30 protein-coding genes and 1 riboswitch are annotated in these 15,592 nt (G+C 36.3%); of the genes, 29 read left to right on the top strand and 1 reads right to left on the bottom strand.

The window, feature by feature from the left end:
- Window positions 1-3: 3 nt before the first annotated feature.
- From rplP to rpsI, 28 genes are all read left to right on the top strand, one after another.
- The gene (gene rplP / locus RD055328_RS00905) at window positions 4-438 is read left to right on the top strand and encodes a 50S ribosomal protein L16 (RefSeq protein WP_244086951.1); all 435 of its coding nucleotides are present in this window, start codon (window positions 4-6) and stop codon (window positions 436-438) included.
- A complete protein-coding gene (gene rpmC, locus RD055328_RS00900) occupies window positions 428-625 on the top strand; it encodes a 50S ribosomal protein L29 (protein WP_244086950.1) in 198 nt (65 codons plus the stop codon). Before rplP ends, rpmC begins: the two co-directional genes overlap by 11 nt.
- 22 nt (window positions 626-647) lie before the next feature.
- Window positions 648-920, top strand: a complete 273-nt coding sequence (gene rpsQ, locus RD055328_RS00895) for a 30S ribosomal protein S17 (RefSeq protein WP_244086949.1) — start codon at window positions 648-650, stop codon at window positions 918-920.
- Between the two features lie 38 nt (window positions 921-958).
- On the top strand, window positions 959-1,327 hold the full coding sequence (gene rplN, locus RD055328_RS00890; RefSeq protein WP_025084417.1) for a 50S ribosomal protein L14: 369 nt from the start codon (window positions 959-961) through the stop codon (window positions 1,325-1,327).
- Window positions 1,328-1,377: 50 nt separating this feature from the next.
- Window positions 1,378-1,728: a 50S ribosomal protein L24 gene (gene rplX, locus RD055328_RS07270; RefSeq protein ID WP_279593865.1), complete on the top strand. Its 351-nt coding sequence runs from the start codon at window positions 1,378-1,380 to the stop codon at window positions 1,726-1,728.
- Window positions 1,729-1,748: 20 nt separating this feature from the next.
- Window positions 1,749-2,291 carry a 50S ribosomal protein L5 gene (rplE, locus tag RD055328_RS00880; RefSeq protein WP_244086948.1) on the top strand — a complete coding sequence of 181 codons (543 nt, stop codon included), beginning with the start codon at window positions 1,749-1,751 and terminating at the stop codon, window positions 2,289-2,291.
- 17 nt (window positions 2,292-2,308) lie between these two features.
- The gene (locus RD055328_RS00875) at window positions 2,309-2,494 is read left to right on the top strand and encodes a type Z 30S ribosomal protein S14 (RefSeq protein WP_244086947.1); all 186 of its coding nucleotides are present in this window, start codon (window positions 2,309-2,311) and stop codon (window positions 2,492-2,494) included.
- A 28-nt stretch (window positions 2,495-2,522) separates the two neighbouring features.
- The gene (rpsH, locus tag RD055328_RS00870) at window positions 2,523-2,921 is read left to right on the top strand and encodes a 30S ribosomal protein S8 (protein WP_244086946.1); all 399 of its coding nucleotides are present in this window, start codon (window positions 2,523-2,525) and stop codon (window positions 2,919-2,921) included.
- 31 nt (window positions 2,922-2,952) lie between these two features.
- Entirely contained in the window at window positions 2,953-3,483 is a 531-nt protein-coding gene (gene rplF / locus RD055328_RS00865) for a 50S ribosomal protein L6 (protein ID WP_244086945.1), read from the top strand.
- Between the two features lie 28 nt (window positions 3,484-3,511).
- Window positions 3,512-3,868 carry a 50S ribosomal protein L18 gene (gene rplR, locus RD055328_RS00860; protein WP_244086944.1) on the top strand — a complete coding sequence of 119 codons (357 nt, stop codon included), beginning with the start codon at window positions 3,512-3,514 and terminating at the stop codon, window positions 3,866-3,868.
- 18 nt (window positions 3,869-3,886) lie between these two features.
- The gene (gene rpsE, locus RD055328_RS00855) at window positions 3,887-4,387 is read left to right on the top strand and encodes a 30S ribosomal protein S5 (protein WP_244086943.1); all 501 of its coding nucleotides are present in this window, start codon (window positions 3,887-3,889) and stop codon (window positions 4,385-4,387) included.
- 18 nt (window positions 4,388-4,405) lie between these two features.
- Entirely contained in the window at window positions 4,406-4,588 is a 183-nt protein-coding gene (gene rpmD, locus RD055328_RS00850; RefSeq protein WP_244086942.1) for a 50S ribosomal protein L30, read from the top strand.
- A 26-nt stretch (window positions 4,589-4,614) separates the two neighbouring features.
- Complete coding sequence (rplO, locus tag RD055328_RS00845) at window positions 4,615-5,055, top strand: 50S ribosomal protein L15 (RefSeq protein WP_244086941.1); 441 nt, start codon at window positions 4,615-4,617, stop codon at window positions 5,053-5,055.
- Window positions 5,055-6,353, top strand: coding sequence for a preprotein translocase subunit SecY (secY, locus tag RD055328_RS00840; RefSeq protein ID WP_244086940.1), 1,299 nt, complete (start codon window positions 5,055-5,057; stop codon window positions 6,351-6,353). Before rplO ends, secY begins: the two co-directional genes overlap by 1 nt.
- Before the next feature lie 20 nt (window positions 6,354-6,373).
- Window positions 6,374-7,030: an adenylate kinase gene (locus tag RD055328_RS00835; RefSeq protein WP_244086939.1), complete on the top strand. Its 657-nt coding sequence runs from the start codon at window positions 6,374-6,376 to the stop codon at window positions 7,028-7,030.
- Between the two features lie 92 nt (window positions 7,031-7,122).
- Complete coding sequence (infA, locus tag RD055328_RS00830) at window positions 7,123-7,341, top strand: translation initiation factor IF-1 (protein WP_244086938.1); 219 nt, start codon at window positions 7,123-7,125, stop codon at window positions 7,339-7,341.
- 37 nt (window positions 7,342-7,378) lie between these two features.
- Window positions 7,379-7,495: a 50S ribosomal protein L36 gene (rpmJ, locus tag RD055328_RS00825; RefSeq protein ID WP_244086937.1), complete on the top strand. Its 117-nt coding sequence runs from the start codon at window positions 7,379-7,381 to the stop codon at window positions 7,493-7,495.
- A gap of 24 nt (window positions 7,496-7,519) precedes the next feature.
- Window positions 7,520-7,888 carry a 30S ribosomal protein S13 gene (gene rpsM / locus RD055328_RS00820; protein ID WP_244086936.1) on the top strand — a complete coding sequence of 123 codons (369 nt, stop codon included), beginning with the start codon at window positions 7,520-7,522 and terminating at the stop codon, window positions 7,886-7,888.
- 15 nt (window positions 7,889-7,903) lie between these two features.
- Complete coding sequence (gene rpsK / locus RD055328_RS00815) at window positions 7,904-8,290, top strand: 30S ribosomal protein S11 (RefSeq protein ID WP_244086935.1); 387 nt, start codon at window positions 7,904-7,906, stop codon at window positions 8,288-8,290.
- Window positions 8,291-8,339: 49 nt separating this feature from the next.
- Window positions 8,340-9,275 (top strand): DNA-directed RNA polymerase subunit alpha, encoded by a 936-nt coding sequence (locus RD055328_RS00810; protein ID WP_244086934.1) that lies wholly within the window; start codon window positions 8,340-8,342, stop codon window positions 9,273-9,275.
- A gap of 22 nt (window positions 9,276-9,297) precedes the next feature.
- Window positions 9,298-9,678 (top strand): 50S ribosomal protein L17, encoded by a 381-nt coding sequence (rplQ, locus tag RD055328_RS00805; RefSeq protein ID WP_244086933.1) that lies wholly within the window; start codon window positions 9,298-9,300, stop codon window positions 9,676-9,678.
- Between the two features lie 228 nt (window positions 9,679-9,906).
- Window positions 9,907-9,996: riboswitch (TPP riboswitch) on the top strand.
- A 69-nt stretch (window positions 9,997-10,065) separates the two neighbouring features.
- Window positions 10,066-10,578 carry an energy coupling factor transporter S component ThiW gene (thiW, locus tag RD055328_RS00800; protein ID WP_244086932.1) on the top strand — a complete coding sequence of 171 codons (513 nt, stop codon included), beginning with the start codon at window positions 10,066-10,068 and terminating at the stop codon, window positions 10,576-10,578.
- 40 nt (window positions 10,579-10,618) lie between these two features.
- Entirely contained in the window at window positions 10,619-11,458 is an 840-nt protein-coding gene (locus RD055328_RS00795) for an energy-coupling factor transporter ATPase (protein ID WP_244086931.1), read from the top strand.
- A complete protein-coding gene (locus tag RD055328_RS00790) occupies window positions 11,434-12,279 on the top strand; it encodes an energy-coupling factor ABC transporter ATP-binding protein (protein WP_244086930.1) in 846 nt (281 codons plus the stop codon). The genes RD055328_RS00795 and RD055328_RS00790 overlap by 25 nt, the downstream gene beginning before the upstream one ends.
- 11 nt (window positions 12,280-12,290) lie before the next feature.
- On the top strand, window positions 12,291-13,097 hold the full coding sequence (locus RD055328_RS00785) for an energy-coupling factor transporter transmembrane protein EcfT (RefSeq protein ID WP_244086929.1): 807 nt from the start codon (window positions 12,291-12,293) through the stop codon (window positions 13,095-13,097).
- Window positions 13,094-13,843, top strand: a complete 750-nt coding sequence (gene truA, locus RD055328_RS00780; protein WP_244086928.1) for a tRNA pseudouridine(38-40) synthase TruA — start codon at window positions 13,094-13,096, stop codon at window positions 13,841-13,843. The genes RD055328_RS00785 and truA overlap by 4 nt, the downstream gene beginning before the upstream one ends.
- A gap of 136 nt (window positions 13,844-13,979) precedes the next feature.
- Window positions 13,980-14,423, top strand: a complete 444-nt coding sequence (rplM, locus tag RD055328_RS00775; RefSeq protein WP_244086927.1) for a 50S ribosomal protein L13 — start codon at window positions 13,980-13,982, stop codon at window positions 14,421-14,423.
- 13 nt (window positions 14,424-14,436) lie between these two features.
- Entirely contained in the window at window positions 14,437-14,829 is a 393-nt protein-coding gene (rpsI, locus tag RD055328_RS00770) for a 30S ribosomal protein S9 (RefSeq protein ID WP_244086926.1), read from the top strand.
- 111 nt (window positions 14,830-14,940) lie between these two features.
- Here the strand turns inward: rpsI and RD055328_RS00765 are convergent, their stop codons facing one another.
- On the bottom strand, window positions 14,941-15,375 hold the full coding sequence (locus RD055328_RS00765; protein ID WP_279593863.1) for a site-specific integrase: 435 nt from the start codon (window positions 15,373-15,375) through the stop codon (window positions 14,941-14,943).
- 61 nt (window positions 15,376-15,436) lie between these two features.
- Between RD055328_RS00765 and RD055328_RS00760 the strand changes: the two genes are divergently transcribed.
- Window positions 15,437-15,589, top strand: coding sequence for a hypothetical protein (locus RD055328_RS00760; protein WP_244086924.1), 153 nt, complete (start codon window positions 15,437-15,439; stop codon window positions 15,587-15,589).
- Window positions 15,590-15,592 lie beyond the last annotated feature (3 nt).

Here is a 15,592-nt window from a genome sequence, read left to right as displayed (position 1 = left end):
CCAATGCTAGTACCTAAACGTGTAAAACATAGACGTGAGTTCCGTGGTAAGATGCGTGGTGCCGCTAAAGGTGGTAAAGAATTAGCCTTTGGTAAGTATGGCCTACGTTCACTAGATTCACACTGGATTTCAAATAGACAAATTGAAGCCGCTCGTGTTGCGATGACTCGTTACATGAAACGTGGTGGTAAAGTTTGGATTAAAATTTTCCCTCACAAATCTTACACTGCTAAAGGTGTAGGGGTTCGTATGGGTAATGGTAAAGGTGCACCAGCAGGATGGGTTGCTCCAGTTAAACGTGAAAAGATCTTGTTCGAAATTGACGGGGTATCTGAAGAAGTAGCTCGTGAAGCTCTAAGATTGGCATCACACAAATTACCAGTTAGAACCAAATTCGTTAAACGCGAGGAAGTAGGTGGCGAATCTGATGAAAACTAATGAAATTAAAGAACTAACCACTGCTCAAATGCTTGATAAAGAAAAACAATATAAAGAAGAACTATTCAACCTTCGTTTTCAACAAGCTACAGGTCAATTAGAAAACACAGCAAGATTGAAAAAAGTTCGTAAAAATATTGCTCGCATTAAGACAGTGATTCAACAAACAGAAACTAAAAGTAAATAATAAATAGGAAGGAGTACTACACTTGAGCGAATTAAAAGACAGAAATCATCGTAAAGTATTTCAAGGTCGTGTTGTCTCAGATAAGATGGATCAAACTATCGTTGTAGTTGTTGAAACTTACAAGACACACCCTGTATATGGCAAACGTGTTAAATACTCAAAGAAGTACTATGCGCAAGATGATAATAATGAAGCAAAAGTTGGCGATATTGTTCGTGTTATGGCTACAAGACCTTTATCACGTACAAAACGCTTCCGTTTATTAGAAATCGTTGAAAAAGCGGTTATTATTTAAAACTTCTATCAAGTTTAAAGAAGAGGAGGACCAACACAGTGATTCAACAAGAAAGTCGTTTGAAAGTTGCTGATAATTCAGGAGCTAGAGAAATCTTAACTATCAAAGTACTTGGTGGTTCAAACCGTAAGACAGCCAATATTGGTGATATTATTGTTGCAACTGTTAAACAAGCAACACCAGGTGGCGTTGTTAAAAAAGGTGACGTAGTCAAAGCCGTTATCGTAAGAACTGTTTCTGGTGCACATCGTACCGATGGTTCATACATCAGATTTGATGAAAATGCAGCTGTTATTATTAACGCTGACAAGACACCTCGAGGCACTCGTATCTTTGGACCGGTAGCTCGTGAATTACGTGACAATGATTTCATGAAGATTGTTTCATTGGCACCAGAAGTACTATAAGAATAATTTATGACTACAGATAAAAAGATTAAACAAGGAGGAGCCGACTTATGTTTGTAAAAACAGGAGATAATGTCACAGTAATTGCAGGAAATGACAAAGGCAAAGAAGGTAAAGTCCTTAAAGTCTTTCCTAAAGCTGGCAAAGTTATAGTTGAAGGTATCAACGTTGCTAAGAAACATCAAAAAGCAACTAACGAACAACCTAACGGTGGAATTATTGATTCAGAAATGCCTATCAATGTTTCAAACGTTAGCTTAGCTAAGAAAGCTGCTAAGAAGTCAACTGCAAAGAAGACAACTACAGCTAAGAAAGCTACTACAACTAAAACAACAGCTGCAAAACCAGCAGCTAAAAAAACTACAACAAAGAAAACAACTTCTAAAAAAGAAGAAAAATAGTGGAAGGGAGGATCTAATAAATGGTAAGTAACTTAAAAAAGAAATACACAGAAGAAATTACTCCTCAATTGATGGAAAAATTTAACTACAGTTCAGTAATGCAAGCACCTAAAGTTGAAAAGATTGTTTTGAACATGGGTGTTGGTGACGCTGTATCTAACTCAAAAAACTTAGATGACGCTGTTGAAGAATTAGCATTAATTGCTGGTCAAAAACCATTAATCACAAAGGCTAAAAAATCAATCGCTGGCTTCCGTTTACGTGAAGGTATGTCAATTGGTGCTAAAGTTACTCTACGTGGTGAAAAAATGTACGACTTCTTGTACAAATTAATTAATGTCTCACTTCCACGAGTTCGTGATTTCCGTGGTGTAAATGACAGATCATTTGATGGTCGCGGTAACTACACACTTGGTGTTAAAGAACAACTAATCTTCCCTGAAATCGATTATGACAAAATTAATCGTGTTCGCGGATTAGATATTGTTATTGTTACAACAGCAAATACTGATGAAGAAGCAAAAGAATTGCTTACACAAATCGGTATGCCATTTGCAAAATAAAAAAGGAGGTCAATTCATTGGCTAAGAAATCTCAAATTGCAAAGAATCATCGTCCAGCTAAGTTTAAAGTTCAAGAATACACACGCTGTGAACGTTGTGGACGTCCACATTCTGTTTATCGCAAGTTTAAACTTTGCCGTGTTTGCCTTCGCGATTTAGCCCACAAGGGCCAAATTCCTGGTATGAAGAAAGCTAGTTGGTAAAAACAAATATTACAAGGAGGTAAATAGAATGGTAATGACAGATCCTATTGCAGATTACTTAACACGTATCCGTAATGCGAATATGGTTAAGCATACAGCTGTATCAGTTCCCGCTTCAAAAATGAAGAAAAGTATTTCTGAAATTCTTAAGCGTGAAGGTTTTATCAAAGATTACGAAGTCGTAGAAGATGACAAACAAGGTATGATCAATCTTACTTTGAAGTTCAGTCAATCTAACGAACGCGTATTAACAGGACTAAAACGTATCTCAAGACCTGGTCTTAGAAGTTACGTAAACTCTGAAGAAGTTCCTAAGGTTCTTAACGGATTAGGTATTGCTATTATTTCTACTTCTGAAGGTGTTATCACCGATAAAGAAGCTCGCGCTAAGAAAATTGGTGGCGAAGTAATTGCATACGTTTGGTAAGAGTAAGATTTAAAGAAGGAGGTGCACAAACTTGAGTCGTATTGGATTAAAAACAATTGAAGTACCTGCAGATGTAACTGTTGACAAAAAAGACAACGAAATCACTGTTAAGGGTCCTAAGGGCGAACTAAAAAACACGTTCAGCCCAAAAATTAAATTTGTTCAAGAAGGTAATGTTGTTAGATTTGAACGCGAAAGCGAAAATGATAAAGCATTACACGGAACTATGCGTGCTAACTTGAACAACATGGTTCAAGGAGTTACCGAAGGTTTTGAAAAGAAACTTCAACTAATTGGTGTTGGTTACCGTGCACAACTTAAAGGTAGTCAACTAGAACTTAATGTTGGATATTCACATCCTGTACTTATGGATGCGCCTGAAGGCATTAAGATTGAAGTTCCTTCAAATACTGAAATTAATATTTCAGGAATCGACAAGCAAGTTGTTGGTCAATTTGCTGCCGTAATCAGAAACGTAAGACCACCAGAACCATATAAAGGTAAAGGTATTCGTTACGTTGATGAACATGTTCGTCGTAAAGAAGGTAAGACTGGTAAGTAGTCTTACTAAAAATATATGAGGTGAAAAAATGATTTCTAAACCAGATAAAAATAAGATACGCCTAAGACGTCATAAACGTGTCCGTGGAAAAATCTCTGGTACTGCACAGCGCCCACGCTTAAATGTATTTCGTTCAAATACAAACATCTACGCTCAAGTGATTGATGACGTAGCGGGTGTAACGCTAGTTAGTGCCTCAAGCTTAGATAATGAAATTAAAGATGGTTCAAAATCTGAAAAAGCTGCAGCTGTTGGTGCATTAGTTGCTAAACGTGCCGCAGACAAAAAGATTGTTGATGTTGTATTTGATCGTGGTGGTTACATCTATCATGGTCGTGTACAAGCATTGGCTGAAGCAGCCCGTGAAAACGGACTAAAATTCTAAAAAGGAGGATACCTAAGTATGACATTTATCGATCCAAATCAATTTGAATTAGAAGATCGTGTTGTTGCTATTAACAGAGTTACAAAAGTTGTTAAAGGTGGACGTCGTCTACGTTTTGCTGCTATTGTCGTTGTTGGTGACAAGAACGGTCATGTAGGTTTTGGTACTGGTAAAGCTCAAGAAGTTCCAGAAGCTATTCGTAAAGCAGTTGAAGATGCTAAAAAGAACTTAATTGAAGTACCAATGGTTGGTACAACCATTCCTCATGAAATTATTGGGAAATTCGGTGCTGGTGAAATTCTATTGAAACCAGCTATTGAAGGTTCAGGTATTGCTGCTGGTGGTTCAGTTCGTTCAGTTGTTGAATTAGCTGGTATCGCTGATATTACAGGACAAATGTTGCGTAGTAATACACCAATTAATGTTATCCGTGCAACAATTGATGGCTTAAGTCGTCTAAAAACAGCCGCAGGCGTTTCATCACTTCGTGGTGTTTCAGCTGAAGAATTGCTTAACTAGAAAGGTGTGTCGTAAATAATGGCTAAATTAAAAATTACTCTTATTAGAAGTGCTGCACACCGTCTTCCAGCTCAACGTACAATCGTTAAAGAGTTGGGACTAGGTCGCATCAGTAGTTCTGTTATCAAGAACGACGATGCAGCAACACGTGGCGCAATTGTTAAAATTGCACATCTAGTAGATGTTGAAGAAGTTAAATAATAATTTAAACAAGGAGGTACCTTCTCATGGAATTAAACACTCTTAAACCCAGTACTGGTTCAAGAAGTTCAAGAAAACGTGTAGGTAGAGGTACTTCATCTGGTACAGGTAAAACTGCTGGACGTGGACAAAAGGGTCAACTTGCAAGATCAGGTGGTAAAACACGTATTGGTTTTGAAGGTGGACAAATGCCTTTATTCCGTCGTATGCCTAAGCGCGGATTCAACAACATTAACCGTAAGGAATATGCTGTTGTAAATCTTGTCGACTTAGCTAAGTTCAAAGATGGTTCAGAAGTTTCTGTGGAAACACTTAAAGAAGCTGGAATCATCAAAAAAGAACTTGCAGGTGTTAAATTACTTGCCAATGGTGAAGTAAAAACAAAACTTACAGTTAAAGTTGCAAAATGTTCAGATGCTGCTAAGAAAGCAATCGAAGCTGCCGGTGGTTCTGTCGAGGTGATTTAATGTTTAAAACAATCAAAGCTGCTTTAAAAGTTAAAGAGATAAGAAAGAAGATTTTCTTCACTTTAATGATTTTAGCTATATATAGATTGGGATCATACATCGCCGTACCCGGTGTTAACGCGGCAGCGATGAATCAACTAAGTGCTACTGGATTGGTTCCTTTATTGGATACCGTATCTGGTGGTGGCTTGTCTAATTACTCAATCTTCTCAATGGGTGTTTCACCATTCATTACTGCACAAATTGTTGTTCAATTATTGCAGATGGATATTGTTCCCCGTTTTGTGGAGTGGAGTAAGCAAGGTGAAGTTGGACGTAGAAAATTAAATCAAGTAACTCGTTACTTGACTATTATTCTAGGATTTGTTCAATCAATTGGTATTACAGCTGGTTTCAATGCTCTTAGTGGTATGGGATTAGTTAACAAACCAAGTATCCAAACTTACTTAGTAATTGGTCTTATCTTAACCGGTGGGACTATGTTATTAACGTGGTTAGGTGAACAAATTACGGATAAAGGATTAGGAAATGGTGTTTCAATGATTATCTTCGCGGGTATCATTGCTAGAATGCCTAATGGGCTTTATCAATTGTTCCAAGAACATATTATGAGCGCTTCTAAATCTGACTTGGCTAAGAACATTGCGTTCTTTGTCGCAGTACTAGTAATTATTTTATTAGTTGTTGTGTTTGTTACTTATGTTCAACAAGCAGTTAGAAGAATTCCTATTCAATACACAAGACGTGCTACTAGTGGTGGAAGCGAAAGTTTCTTACCATTAAAAGTTAACGTTGCGGGTGTTATCCCAGTTATCTTCGCTAGTTCATTCATCGTTACACCGCAAACAATCATGATGGCTTTTCAAGCTAGTCATGGTGAAGATACTTGGTTCAAGGTTATGCATAATATATTTAATATGCAAACAACAACCGGAGCCTTGTTATATACACTATTAATCATTTTATTCACTTTCTTCTATGCATTTGTTCAGGTCAATCCTGAGAAACTTGCTGAGAATCTTCAAAAACAAGGTGCATATATTCCAGGTGTTTGGCCTGGAAATGGAACAATTAAGTTTGTTTCCGGTATCTTGATGAGACTTTCAACAGTAGGATCAGTATTCCTTGGACTTATTGCTTTGCTACCTTTATTAGCATCAAATATTTTTGGGCTACCTCAATCAATTGGTTTGGGTGGAACAAGTCTATTAATTGTTATCGGGGTTGCTCTTGAAAGTGATCGTCAACTTAAAGGATTATTAATGAAACGTAAATATATTGGTTTTATTAGACAATAAATTAAGTTGGGAGATAAAAAATGAATCTAATACTTATGGGCTTACCCGGTGCCGGTAAAGGTACCCAAGCCGAATATATTGTGGATGATTTCAAAGTTGTACATATTTCTACTGGAGATATGTTCAGACAGGCAATGTCAGCAGAAACAGAAATAGGAATGAAAGCTAAATCATTTATTGATAAAGGCGAATTAGTTCCTGATGAAGTTACTTCTGGAATTGTTAAAGAAAGATTAGCACAAGAAGATGTTAAAAAATCAGGTTATATGTTGGACGGTTTTCCTAGAACAATCGCTCAAGCTGAATCACTTGAGACAATTACAAGTGAACTTGATCAACCAATCGATGGAGTTATCTATATAGATGTTCCAGCTGATAAGTTGGTCGACCGTTTATCGGGAAGATTCATTTGTAAGAATTGTGGAGCTACTTATCATAAGATTTTTAATCAACCTAAGGTTGAAGGAACTTGTGATGTATGTGGTCAACATGAATTCTATCAACGTGATGATGATAAACCTGAGACTGTAAAGAATAGATTAGATGTAAATATTAAAATGAATACTCCATTAATTGATTTTTATGAAAATAAAGGTCTACTATATAAGATTGATGGAGATAAAGATATCGATGATGTATACGCTGAAGTACAATCAGTAATTAACGGCTTAAAATAGCCGATAAATTTACTTTTTAAAAGTTTAGTGCTATTATCTTCCGGTATATGTTTTTAGAAGGTTATACCTTACAAATTCGAGGAGGGTCTAAGTTGGCCAAAGACGATGTTATTGAAATCGAAGGTACAGTTACAGATACTTTGCCAAATGCAATGTTTAGAGTAAAACTAGAAAATGATGCTACAGTACTAGCTCATATTTCTGGTAAGATTCGTAAGAATTATATTAAAATTTTGCCAGGTGACAAAGTCACTGTAGAATTGTCACCATACGATTTAAGTAAGGGACGTATTACATACAGATATAGATAATTTTCTGTTTTTTAAATTGATGGGAGGTTCACAAAATATGAAAGTAAGACCATCTGTAAAACCAATGTGTGAACAATGCAAAATTATTAAACGCAAAGGTCGCGTTATGGTAATTTGTTCAGCAGATCCAAAACACAAACAAAGACAAGGTTAATACTTTAAAAAGGAGGATACTTGAATGGCTCGTATAGCAGGTGTTGATTTGCCACGTGATAAAAGAATCGTTGTGGCACTTACATATGTATTTGGTGTTGGTAACTCAACAGCAGTCAAAGTCTTAAAGGATGCCGGAGTTTCTGAAGATATCAGAACTCGTGATTTAACTCCTGATCAAGAGGATAAAATCAGAGCTGAAATCGACAAGTTCCCTGTTGAAGGTGACTTACGTCGTACAGTAAGCATGGATATTAAGAGACTACAAGAAATTGGTTCATACCGTGGAATTCGCCATCGTCGTGGATTACCCGTTCGTGGACAAAATACAAAAAACAATGCACGTACTCGCAAAGGTAAGAAAGTTACAATTGCAGGTAAGAAGAAAGACTAATAAGGAGGTAAACTCATGGCAGTAAATAAAGGTCGTAAACGTCGAGTTAAGAAACATATTGAGTCTGGCGTTGCCCATATTCATTCAACATTTAACAACACATTAGTCATGATTACTGACGTTAATGGTAATGCCGTTGCATGGTCATCAGCTGGTGCCTTAGGATTTAAAGGTAGTCGTAAGTCTACTCCATTCGCCGCTCAAATGGCTGGTGAAGCAGCAGCAAAAGAGGCAATGGAACATGGAATGAAGACTGTTGAAGTTTCAGTTAAAGGTCCAGGTTCTGGACGTGAAGCAGCAGTTCGTTCGTTACAAGCAACTGGACTTGACGTTACAGCAATTCGTGACGTTACACCAGTTCCTCATAACGGTTCTCGTCCACCAAAACGTCGTCGTGTATAGTGGATTGTTCTTTGAAGCTAAACGCAATAGATGAAAGGGGCAAAACTGAATGATTGAATTCGAAAAACCAAGTATCATAAAAGTTGAAGAAACAAACGATTACGGAAAGTATGTTATTGAACCACTAGAACGTGGATATGGTACTACTTTGGGTAATTCACTTAGACGTGTATTACTTGCTTCTTTACCAGGAACAGCTGTTGCTGATGTCCAAATTGATGGAGTTCTTCATGAATTCTCAACAATTGATGGTGTTGTGGAAGACGTAACTCAAATAATCTTGAATATTAAGAAACTATCTTTAAACCTTCATGGTGATACAAAGACAGTTGAAATTAATGTTAAAGGCCCTGCACAAGTTACAGCTGCTGATATTATTGCTGATGATGATTTAGAAATTCTAGATCCTTCACAATATATCTGTACTGTTGCCGAAGGCGGAGTACTTAACATGCAAATGAACGTTATAACTGGTCGTGGATATACTCCAGCAGATCAAAACAAAACTGAAGCAACACCTATTGGTGTTTTGCCCGTTGATTCAATTTTTACTCCTGTTACTAAGGTTAATTATCAAGTTGAAAGCGCTCGTGTCGGTAAGAGAAGTGATTTCGATAAATTAACATTAGACGTTTGGACTAATGGATCAATCAACCCCAAAGAAGCAATTAGTCTAGCTGCTAAGGTTCTAACAGAACATTTAAATAGTTTTGTAAACCTCACAGAAGAAGCTAAAAATGCTGAAATGATGGTTGAAAAAGAAGAAACTCAAAAAGAAAAGAAACTTGAAATGACTATCGAAGAATTGGATCTTTCAGTTCGTTCATATAACTGTTTGAAGAGAGCTGGTATTAATACCGTTCAAGAACTTACAGATAAGAGTGAAGCTGATATGATGAAGGTTCGTAACTTAGGACGTAAGTCTTTAGAAGAAGTCAAAGTTAAGTTAATTGATCTAGGTTTATCACTTAGACAAGACGATTAATTAGATAAGGAGGGCGCTTATAATGGGCTATCGTAAACTAGGACGTTCAACAGATCAAAGACTTGCCATGCTTCGTGATTTGACAACTGATTTGATCATCAACGAACGTATCGTTACTACTGAATCTCGTGCTAAAGAAGTTCGTCGTACAGCTGAAAAGATGATTACTTTAGGTAAAAAAGGTGATCTTCATGCTCGTCGTCAAGCTGCTAAATTCATGAGAAATGAAGTTGCTAACATTAAAGAACAAGATGACGGAGTAGAAATTCAATCTGCTCTTCAAAAACTTTTCAGTGATGTTGCACCTCGTTACAAAGACCGACAAGGTGGATACACACGCATTATGAAAACAGCTCCACGTCGTGGAGATGCTGCACCAATGGCAATAATTGAACTAGTTTAATTATTACATCAATCTATTTAAAATCAGTCATTCGTGGCTTAGTGAGCGTTATGATGTTGGAAGTAATTCCAAGTCTAGCTCTAAGATCTTTTCGAAAGAAAGGACACTAAGTTTTCGAATGATTTTTTTATTTGAAGAAAAACTATGAGAAGCGAGACAGCTTCTCTTTTTGTTTGCAATAGATTTTTCTTTTTCAAAATTATAAATGTGTTATTATAATGATATTGTAGTAAGTGTCTGGGGTGCTTAACAGCTGAGATTATACCCATTGAACCTGAAACAGATAATTCTGGCGCAGGGAGAATTCGATGTTATAAGGCTGAAGTCTCTTCTTTCTGGAAGAGGCTTTTAATTTCTCTAGACTTAGATTAATCTAAGGAGAAACATATGCAAAATAAGAAAATTTTACGACTTACAATTACTTCAATTTTAATTGCAATAGATACTTTTTGTACGGTATTAATTACATTTCCAGGAATGGCACCAATGTCTAGTGTAATAAATGTTATTTTAGGGGTGCTGGTGGGACCATTATATGCATTTATAGTGGCAACAATGACTGGTATTTTACGAATGATTTTATTTGGTTCGACACCTTTAGCTGTTGTGGGTGCATTCATTGGAGCAACATTAGCAGCTACACTGTATCGATTTACTAATAAAGTATGGATGTCTTGGGTAGGCGAAATAATAGGGACTGGAATTATTGCCTCACTTATTAGCTATCCAGTTATGGTATGGTTCACAGGCTCATCTAATGGATTATATTGGCTAATCTATACCCCAACGTTTATGTTAGCAACACTTGTTGGAGGTTTTCCAGGAATGCTAATTAGTAAACTATTACTCAAACAACGCACTTTTATAAATGTTCAAAAACTTTTTAAAAAGAAAAAATAAATAAGGTATCATAATAATAAACACCTTGAAGAAGGAACGTATGACTAATTCAATAATTCAAATAAATGATTTAAATTATCGCTATGAAGAAGCCGCTGACAATGCGTTAAAAAACATAACCGTGGATATTGAACAGAATTCATGGACTGCTATCGTTGGACAAAACGGAAGTGGAAAAAGTACATTAACTAAACTTTTAAATGGAATATTACAAACCAATGAAGGTAAGATTGTCGTTAATGGCATGGAACTTACAGATGAAACTGTATGGGACATACGTAAAGTTATCGGTATTGTTTTTCAAAACCCGGATAATCAATTTGTTGGAGCAACCGTAGAAGATGATGTTGCTTTTGGATTAGAAAATCAAGGGATTGCTCAATCTGAAATGAAAGAGCGAGTTATCAGTGCCCTTAAAAAAGTTAGAATGGAAGAATTTGCTACTCGCGACCCACAGAGCCTCTCAGGGGGCCAGAAACAGCGTGTAGCAATTGCGGGTGTAATTGCACTAGAACCTAAAATAATTATCTTAGACGAAGCCACAAGTATGTTAGATCCAAGTGGACGACGTGAGATTATTCAGATCATCCAAGGTTTACGTAAAGAACTTGATCTTACCGTTATTTCAATTACGCACGACGTAGAAGAAGTTACATTGGCTAGTGATGTTTTAGTACTTAGTAAAGGTGTGATTTTGAAAAAAGATAGTCCTGAAAAAATATTCACTGATAAAGATTTGTTAATCAAAGCTGGACTACAACTTCCATTCGTTCAAGATGTGCAGCAACAACTAATTGCTAAAGGAGTAAGTATTCCTGATACTTGGCATGATGAAGAAGGGTTAATTGAAGAAATATGGAAATCTCATTTAAACAAGTAGGTTTTATTTATCAACAAAATACACCAATGGAAAATATTGGTTTAGAAGATATTAACTTAACAATCAACGATCATAGTTTCACAGCTTTAATTGGACATACAGGAAGTGGCAAGTCGACTTTTGTACAGCATATTAATGCTCTACTTAAACCAACTTCAGGTGAAATTAAAGTTGGTGAAAAAACAATTACACCGGAAACCAATAACAAGGATTTGAAGCCACTTCGCCAGCAGGTAGGAATGGTATTTCAATTTCCTGAAAGTCAGTTATTTGAAGAAACAGTTGAACGAGATATCATGTTTGGTCCAATGAACTTTGGAATGAGTGAAGAAGAAGCTAAACAAATGGCAAAAAAAGCTCTTCATCAAGTTGGACTACCAGAAGAATATTTAGAAAAATCACCTTTTGACTTATCAGGTGGACAGATGCGTCGAGTTGCAATTGCCGGTGTATTAGCTAGTAATCCTAAGACTCTAATCTTAGATGAACCAACTGCTGGCTTAGATCCAGAAGGACGTCTAGAAATGATGACTCTGTTTAACAACTTATATCATGAGGGCAAGAGTATTATCTTAGTAACTCATAATATGGAAGATGTCGTAAATTATGCGGATGATGTAGTAGTTTTTAATCATGGAAAAGTTGCAAAACATGGAACACCTTCTGAAATTTTTGCTGATGAACAGTGGATAAAAGATAACAATCTTGAGTTACCACGTAGTGTAGAATTTATGAATCAGTTAAAAGCTAAGGGACTGAAAACAACTGATAATCCATTAGTAATTAAGGAATTAATAGAAACAATCACAAATAATATATAAGAGGGATTGACTTGGATAAATTAATTGTAGGTAGATATATACCTGGAAATTCAATTATTCATAATCTGGATCCAAGAGGAAAATTCTTGGGAACATTTTATTTCATAGGGATAATCTTTTTAGCAAATAGTTGGTATACTTATTTGCTATTATTTGCGTTTGTTTTAATGTCTCTTAAACTATCTGGAATTAATTTGTCGTATTTCATTCGTGGTGTGCGACCACTGATTTGGTTGATACTTTTTACGGTTATGCTACAAATATTGTTCACACCAGGAGAACAAGTTCTGTGGAGTTGGTGGATTTTTTCATTATCATGGCAAAGTTTGATTAATGGTGCCTATATTTTCATGCGTTTCATGTTAATAATTTTCTTCTCAACCTTATTAACCCTAACAACAACACCTGTTGAACTATCTGATGCTATTGAATCGGTGATGAAACCTCTTAAATGGATCAAGTTTCCAGTTACGCAAGTGGCATTGATGTTATCAATTGCATTACGATTCGTTCCACAATTAATGGACCAAACAACTAAGATTATGAACGCCCAAAGAGCCCGTGGAGTTGATTTTGGCTCAGGATCTATTATGAAGAGAATTAAGAGTTTTATTCCCTTATTAATTCCACTATTTGTTAGTAGTTTTTCCATAGCTTATGATCTTGCCGTGGCAATGGAATCACGAGGCTATCAAGGTGGAGAGAACCGCACTAAATATCGACAATTAGCTTGGCAACGAATTGATAATTTAATGATTGTGGCCTTTGTTATTGTAACGATATTGCTTATTATATTGAGATTTGGAGTTAATAGATGACTAATTATAAGCTAACCATGGCTTATGACGGTACGAAGTTTCATGGTTTTCAGATTCAAAACAACTTGCGCACAGTTCAAGGCGTTGTGGAAAAAGCTCTTGAGAAGATGACTAAAGGTAAGCATGTTGATGTTATTGGCTCTGGTAGAACTGATGCAGGAGTACATGCGTTAGGACAAGTTATAAGTTTTAATTACCCGGGAAATATACCGGCAACTAATATGTTGCGCGCTTTGAATAGTTTGATGCCACTGGATGTTTTATTTAAAGAATGCGAGATTGTAGATGATGATTTTCACGCTAGATTCTCAACTCAAGGCAAGCGCTATATGTATCGAGTTGACTTAGGGCACTATACAGATCCATTCAAGAGAAATATTACTGGGCATTATCCGTACGGAATTGAAGTAGAGCCGATTAAAAAAGCACTTAAAGACTTAGAAGGAACACATGATTTCACGAGTTTTGCAGCAAGTGGCGGAGTTATTAAGAATAAGGTGCGAACGATATATGAAGCCACAGTTGAATTTGACGAAAAAAATAATGAACTGATTTTTGAGTTTTATGGAAATGGTTTTTTATACAATATGGTTCGCATTTTAGTTGCAACGCTACTAGAGATTGGTAATGGCCGCAGGGATGTACACGATTTATTAAGACTTTATGAAGTTAAAGACCGTCAACAAGCACGAGCAACAGCCCCAGCAAGCGGTTTGTACTTGAAAGAAGTTTACTACGAAAACTAATAAAAATCTCTTGATTATTATTGACTTTCGGCAGTAATCAACGTATTATGAACTTTGGTATTGTTTGCCCCACGATAAGCCCCGGAAACTTATTAATTGGTGTCAAACATTAGAATGAAACATGGAGGAAGTTATTTTGCGCACAACACCTTTTGCAAAAGCAGGCGAAGTTGAACGTAAATGGTATGTAGTTGATGCTACAGACGTTGTTCTTGGACGCCTATCAACAGTGGTTGCTTCAATTCTTCGCGGAAAGAACAAGCCACAATATACCCCAAACGTAGATACTGGAGATAACGTTATCGTTATCAACGCTGAAAAAATCAAATTAACAGGTAAAAAAGCATCAGATAAAATCTATTACAGACATAGTGATTACCCTGGTGGACTAAAAGCTGTATCAGCTGGAGAATTAAGAGACGACAAACCAACAAGATTAATTGAAAACTCAATTAAAGGTATGTTGCCAAAGAATACTCTTGGACGTGCTCAAGGTATGAAATTACACGTTTATGCTGGTCCTGAACATGATCAACAAGCTCAAAAACCAGAAGTTTTGGATATTAATAAACTAATCTAAGGAGGAAGAAATTTTGGCACAAGTTGTATATGCCGGCACAGGCCGTCGCAAAAACTCAGTTGCTCGTGTACGTTTAGTACCTGGTAACGGTGCAATCACAATCAACAAGCGTGATGTTAAAGATTACATCCCCTACGATATGTTGATCGCTGATATGGTTCAACCACTTGAACTAACAGAAACAAAAGACAGCTATGACGTTTTAGTTAACGTTAATGGTGGTGGATTTACAGGACAAGCAGGAGCTATCAGACATGGTATCTCACGCGCACTACTAGAAGTAGATCCTGATTTCCGTGGCGCTTTAAAACGCGCTGGATTCTTAACACGTGACCCTCGTATGAAGGAACGTAAGAAACCAGGTCTTAAGAAAGCTCGTAAAGCTTCACAATTCTCAAAACGTTAATATATACTTATATATCAATATTTCGAAGCACTTCACAGTCAGCCCTGTGAGGTGTTTTTTTGTTTTCGTGATGTACGAGAAATGTACGAGTTTTACATTGATTTTTTTCTCCTAATCTAATCTTTCTTCAAATTTTTGATGAGTAGCGAGATCAACCACGTTGGGTGTATTTACATATATCTCTGTGGTTTTGATATCTGAGTGAGTAAGAGCTTGAGATATTTGAGCCATAGTTGCGCCACCTTCACGTGCTAGTGTGCTGTATGTGTGACGTAATTTATGTGGTGAAGCATGTTTCAACTCAGAATGGCGATGTTCAATTGATTTCATTCGATAATTGAGATAATCGGTATGAACTGAAATGTTGATATTTCCATGTCGATCGTTATAAGTAAAAATGAATTGATTTTCATCAATAGTGATTCCAGCAGATTTTAACTCTTCAGATTGCTCTTGTTTCCACTTTAGAAGAAGAGTTGCGAGATCTTCAGAAATCACTATTTTTGTACTCTTATTTGATTTAGTGGACTTTAGTTTTCCATTCATGAACCAGAGGTCAATCATAGTAAATGATATAATATTAATAGAGACTTAGGAGGTATTTTGAATGAGTGATAAAGAATTTGATTTGCCATTTAATGATGATAAATATGAAATTGACATATTTGAATCTACAGATTATAGAACAGTTTTAACAAGTATATTCATTAAAGTTAAACAAACCATTGGAAATATTATTTGGGAAGAGCTTAACAAATAACCG

Origin of the sequence: Companilactobacillus sp. RD055328, assembly GCF_022835675.1 — a bacterium.
Classification (GTDB): domain Bacteria; phylum Bacillota; class Bacilli; order Lactobacillales; family Lactobacillaceae; genus BQUT01.
This window is presented reverse-complemented; position numbering and strand designations above follow the sequence as displayed.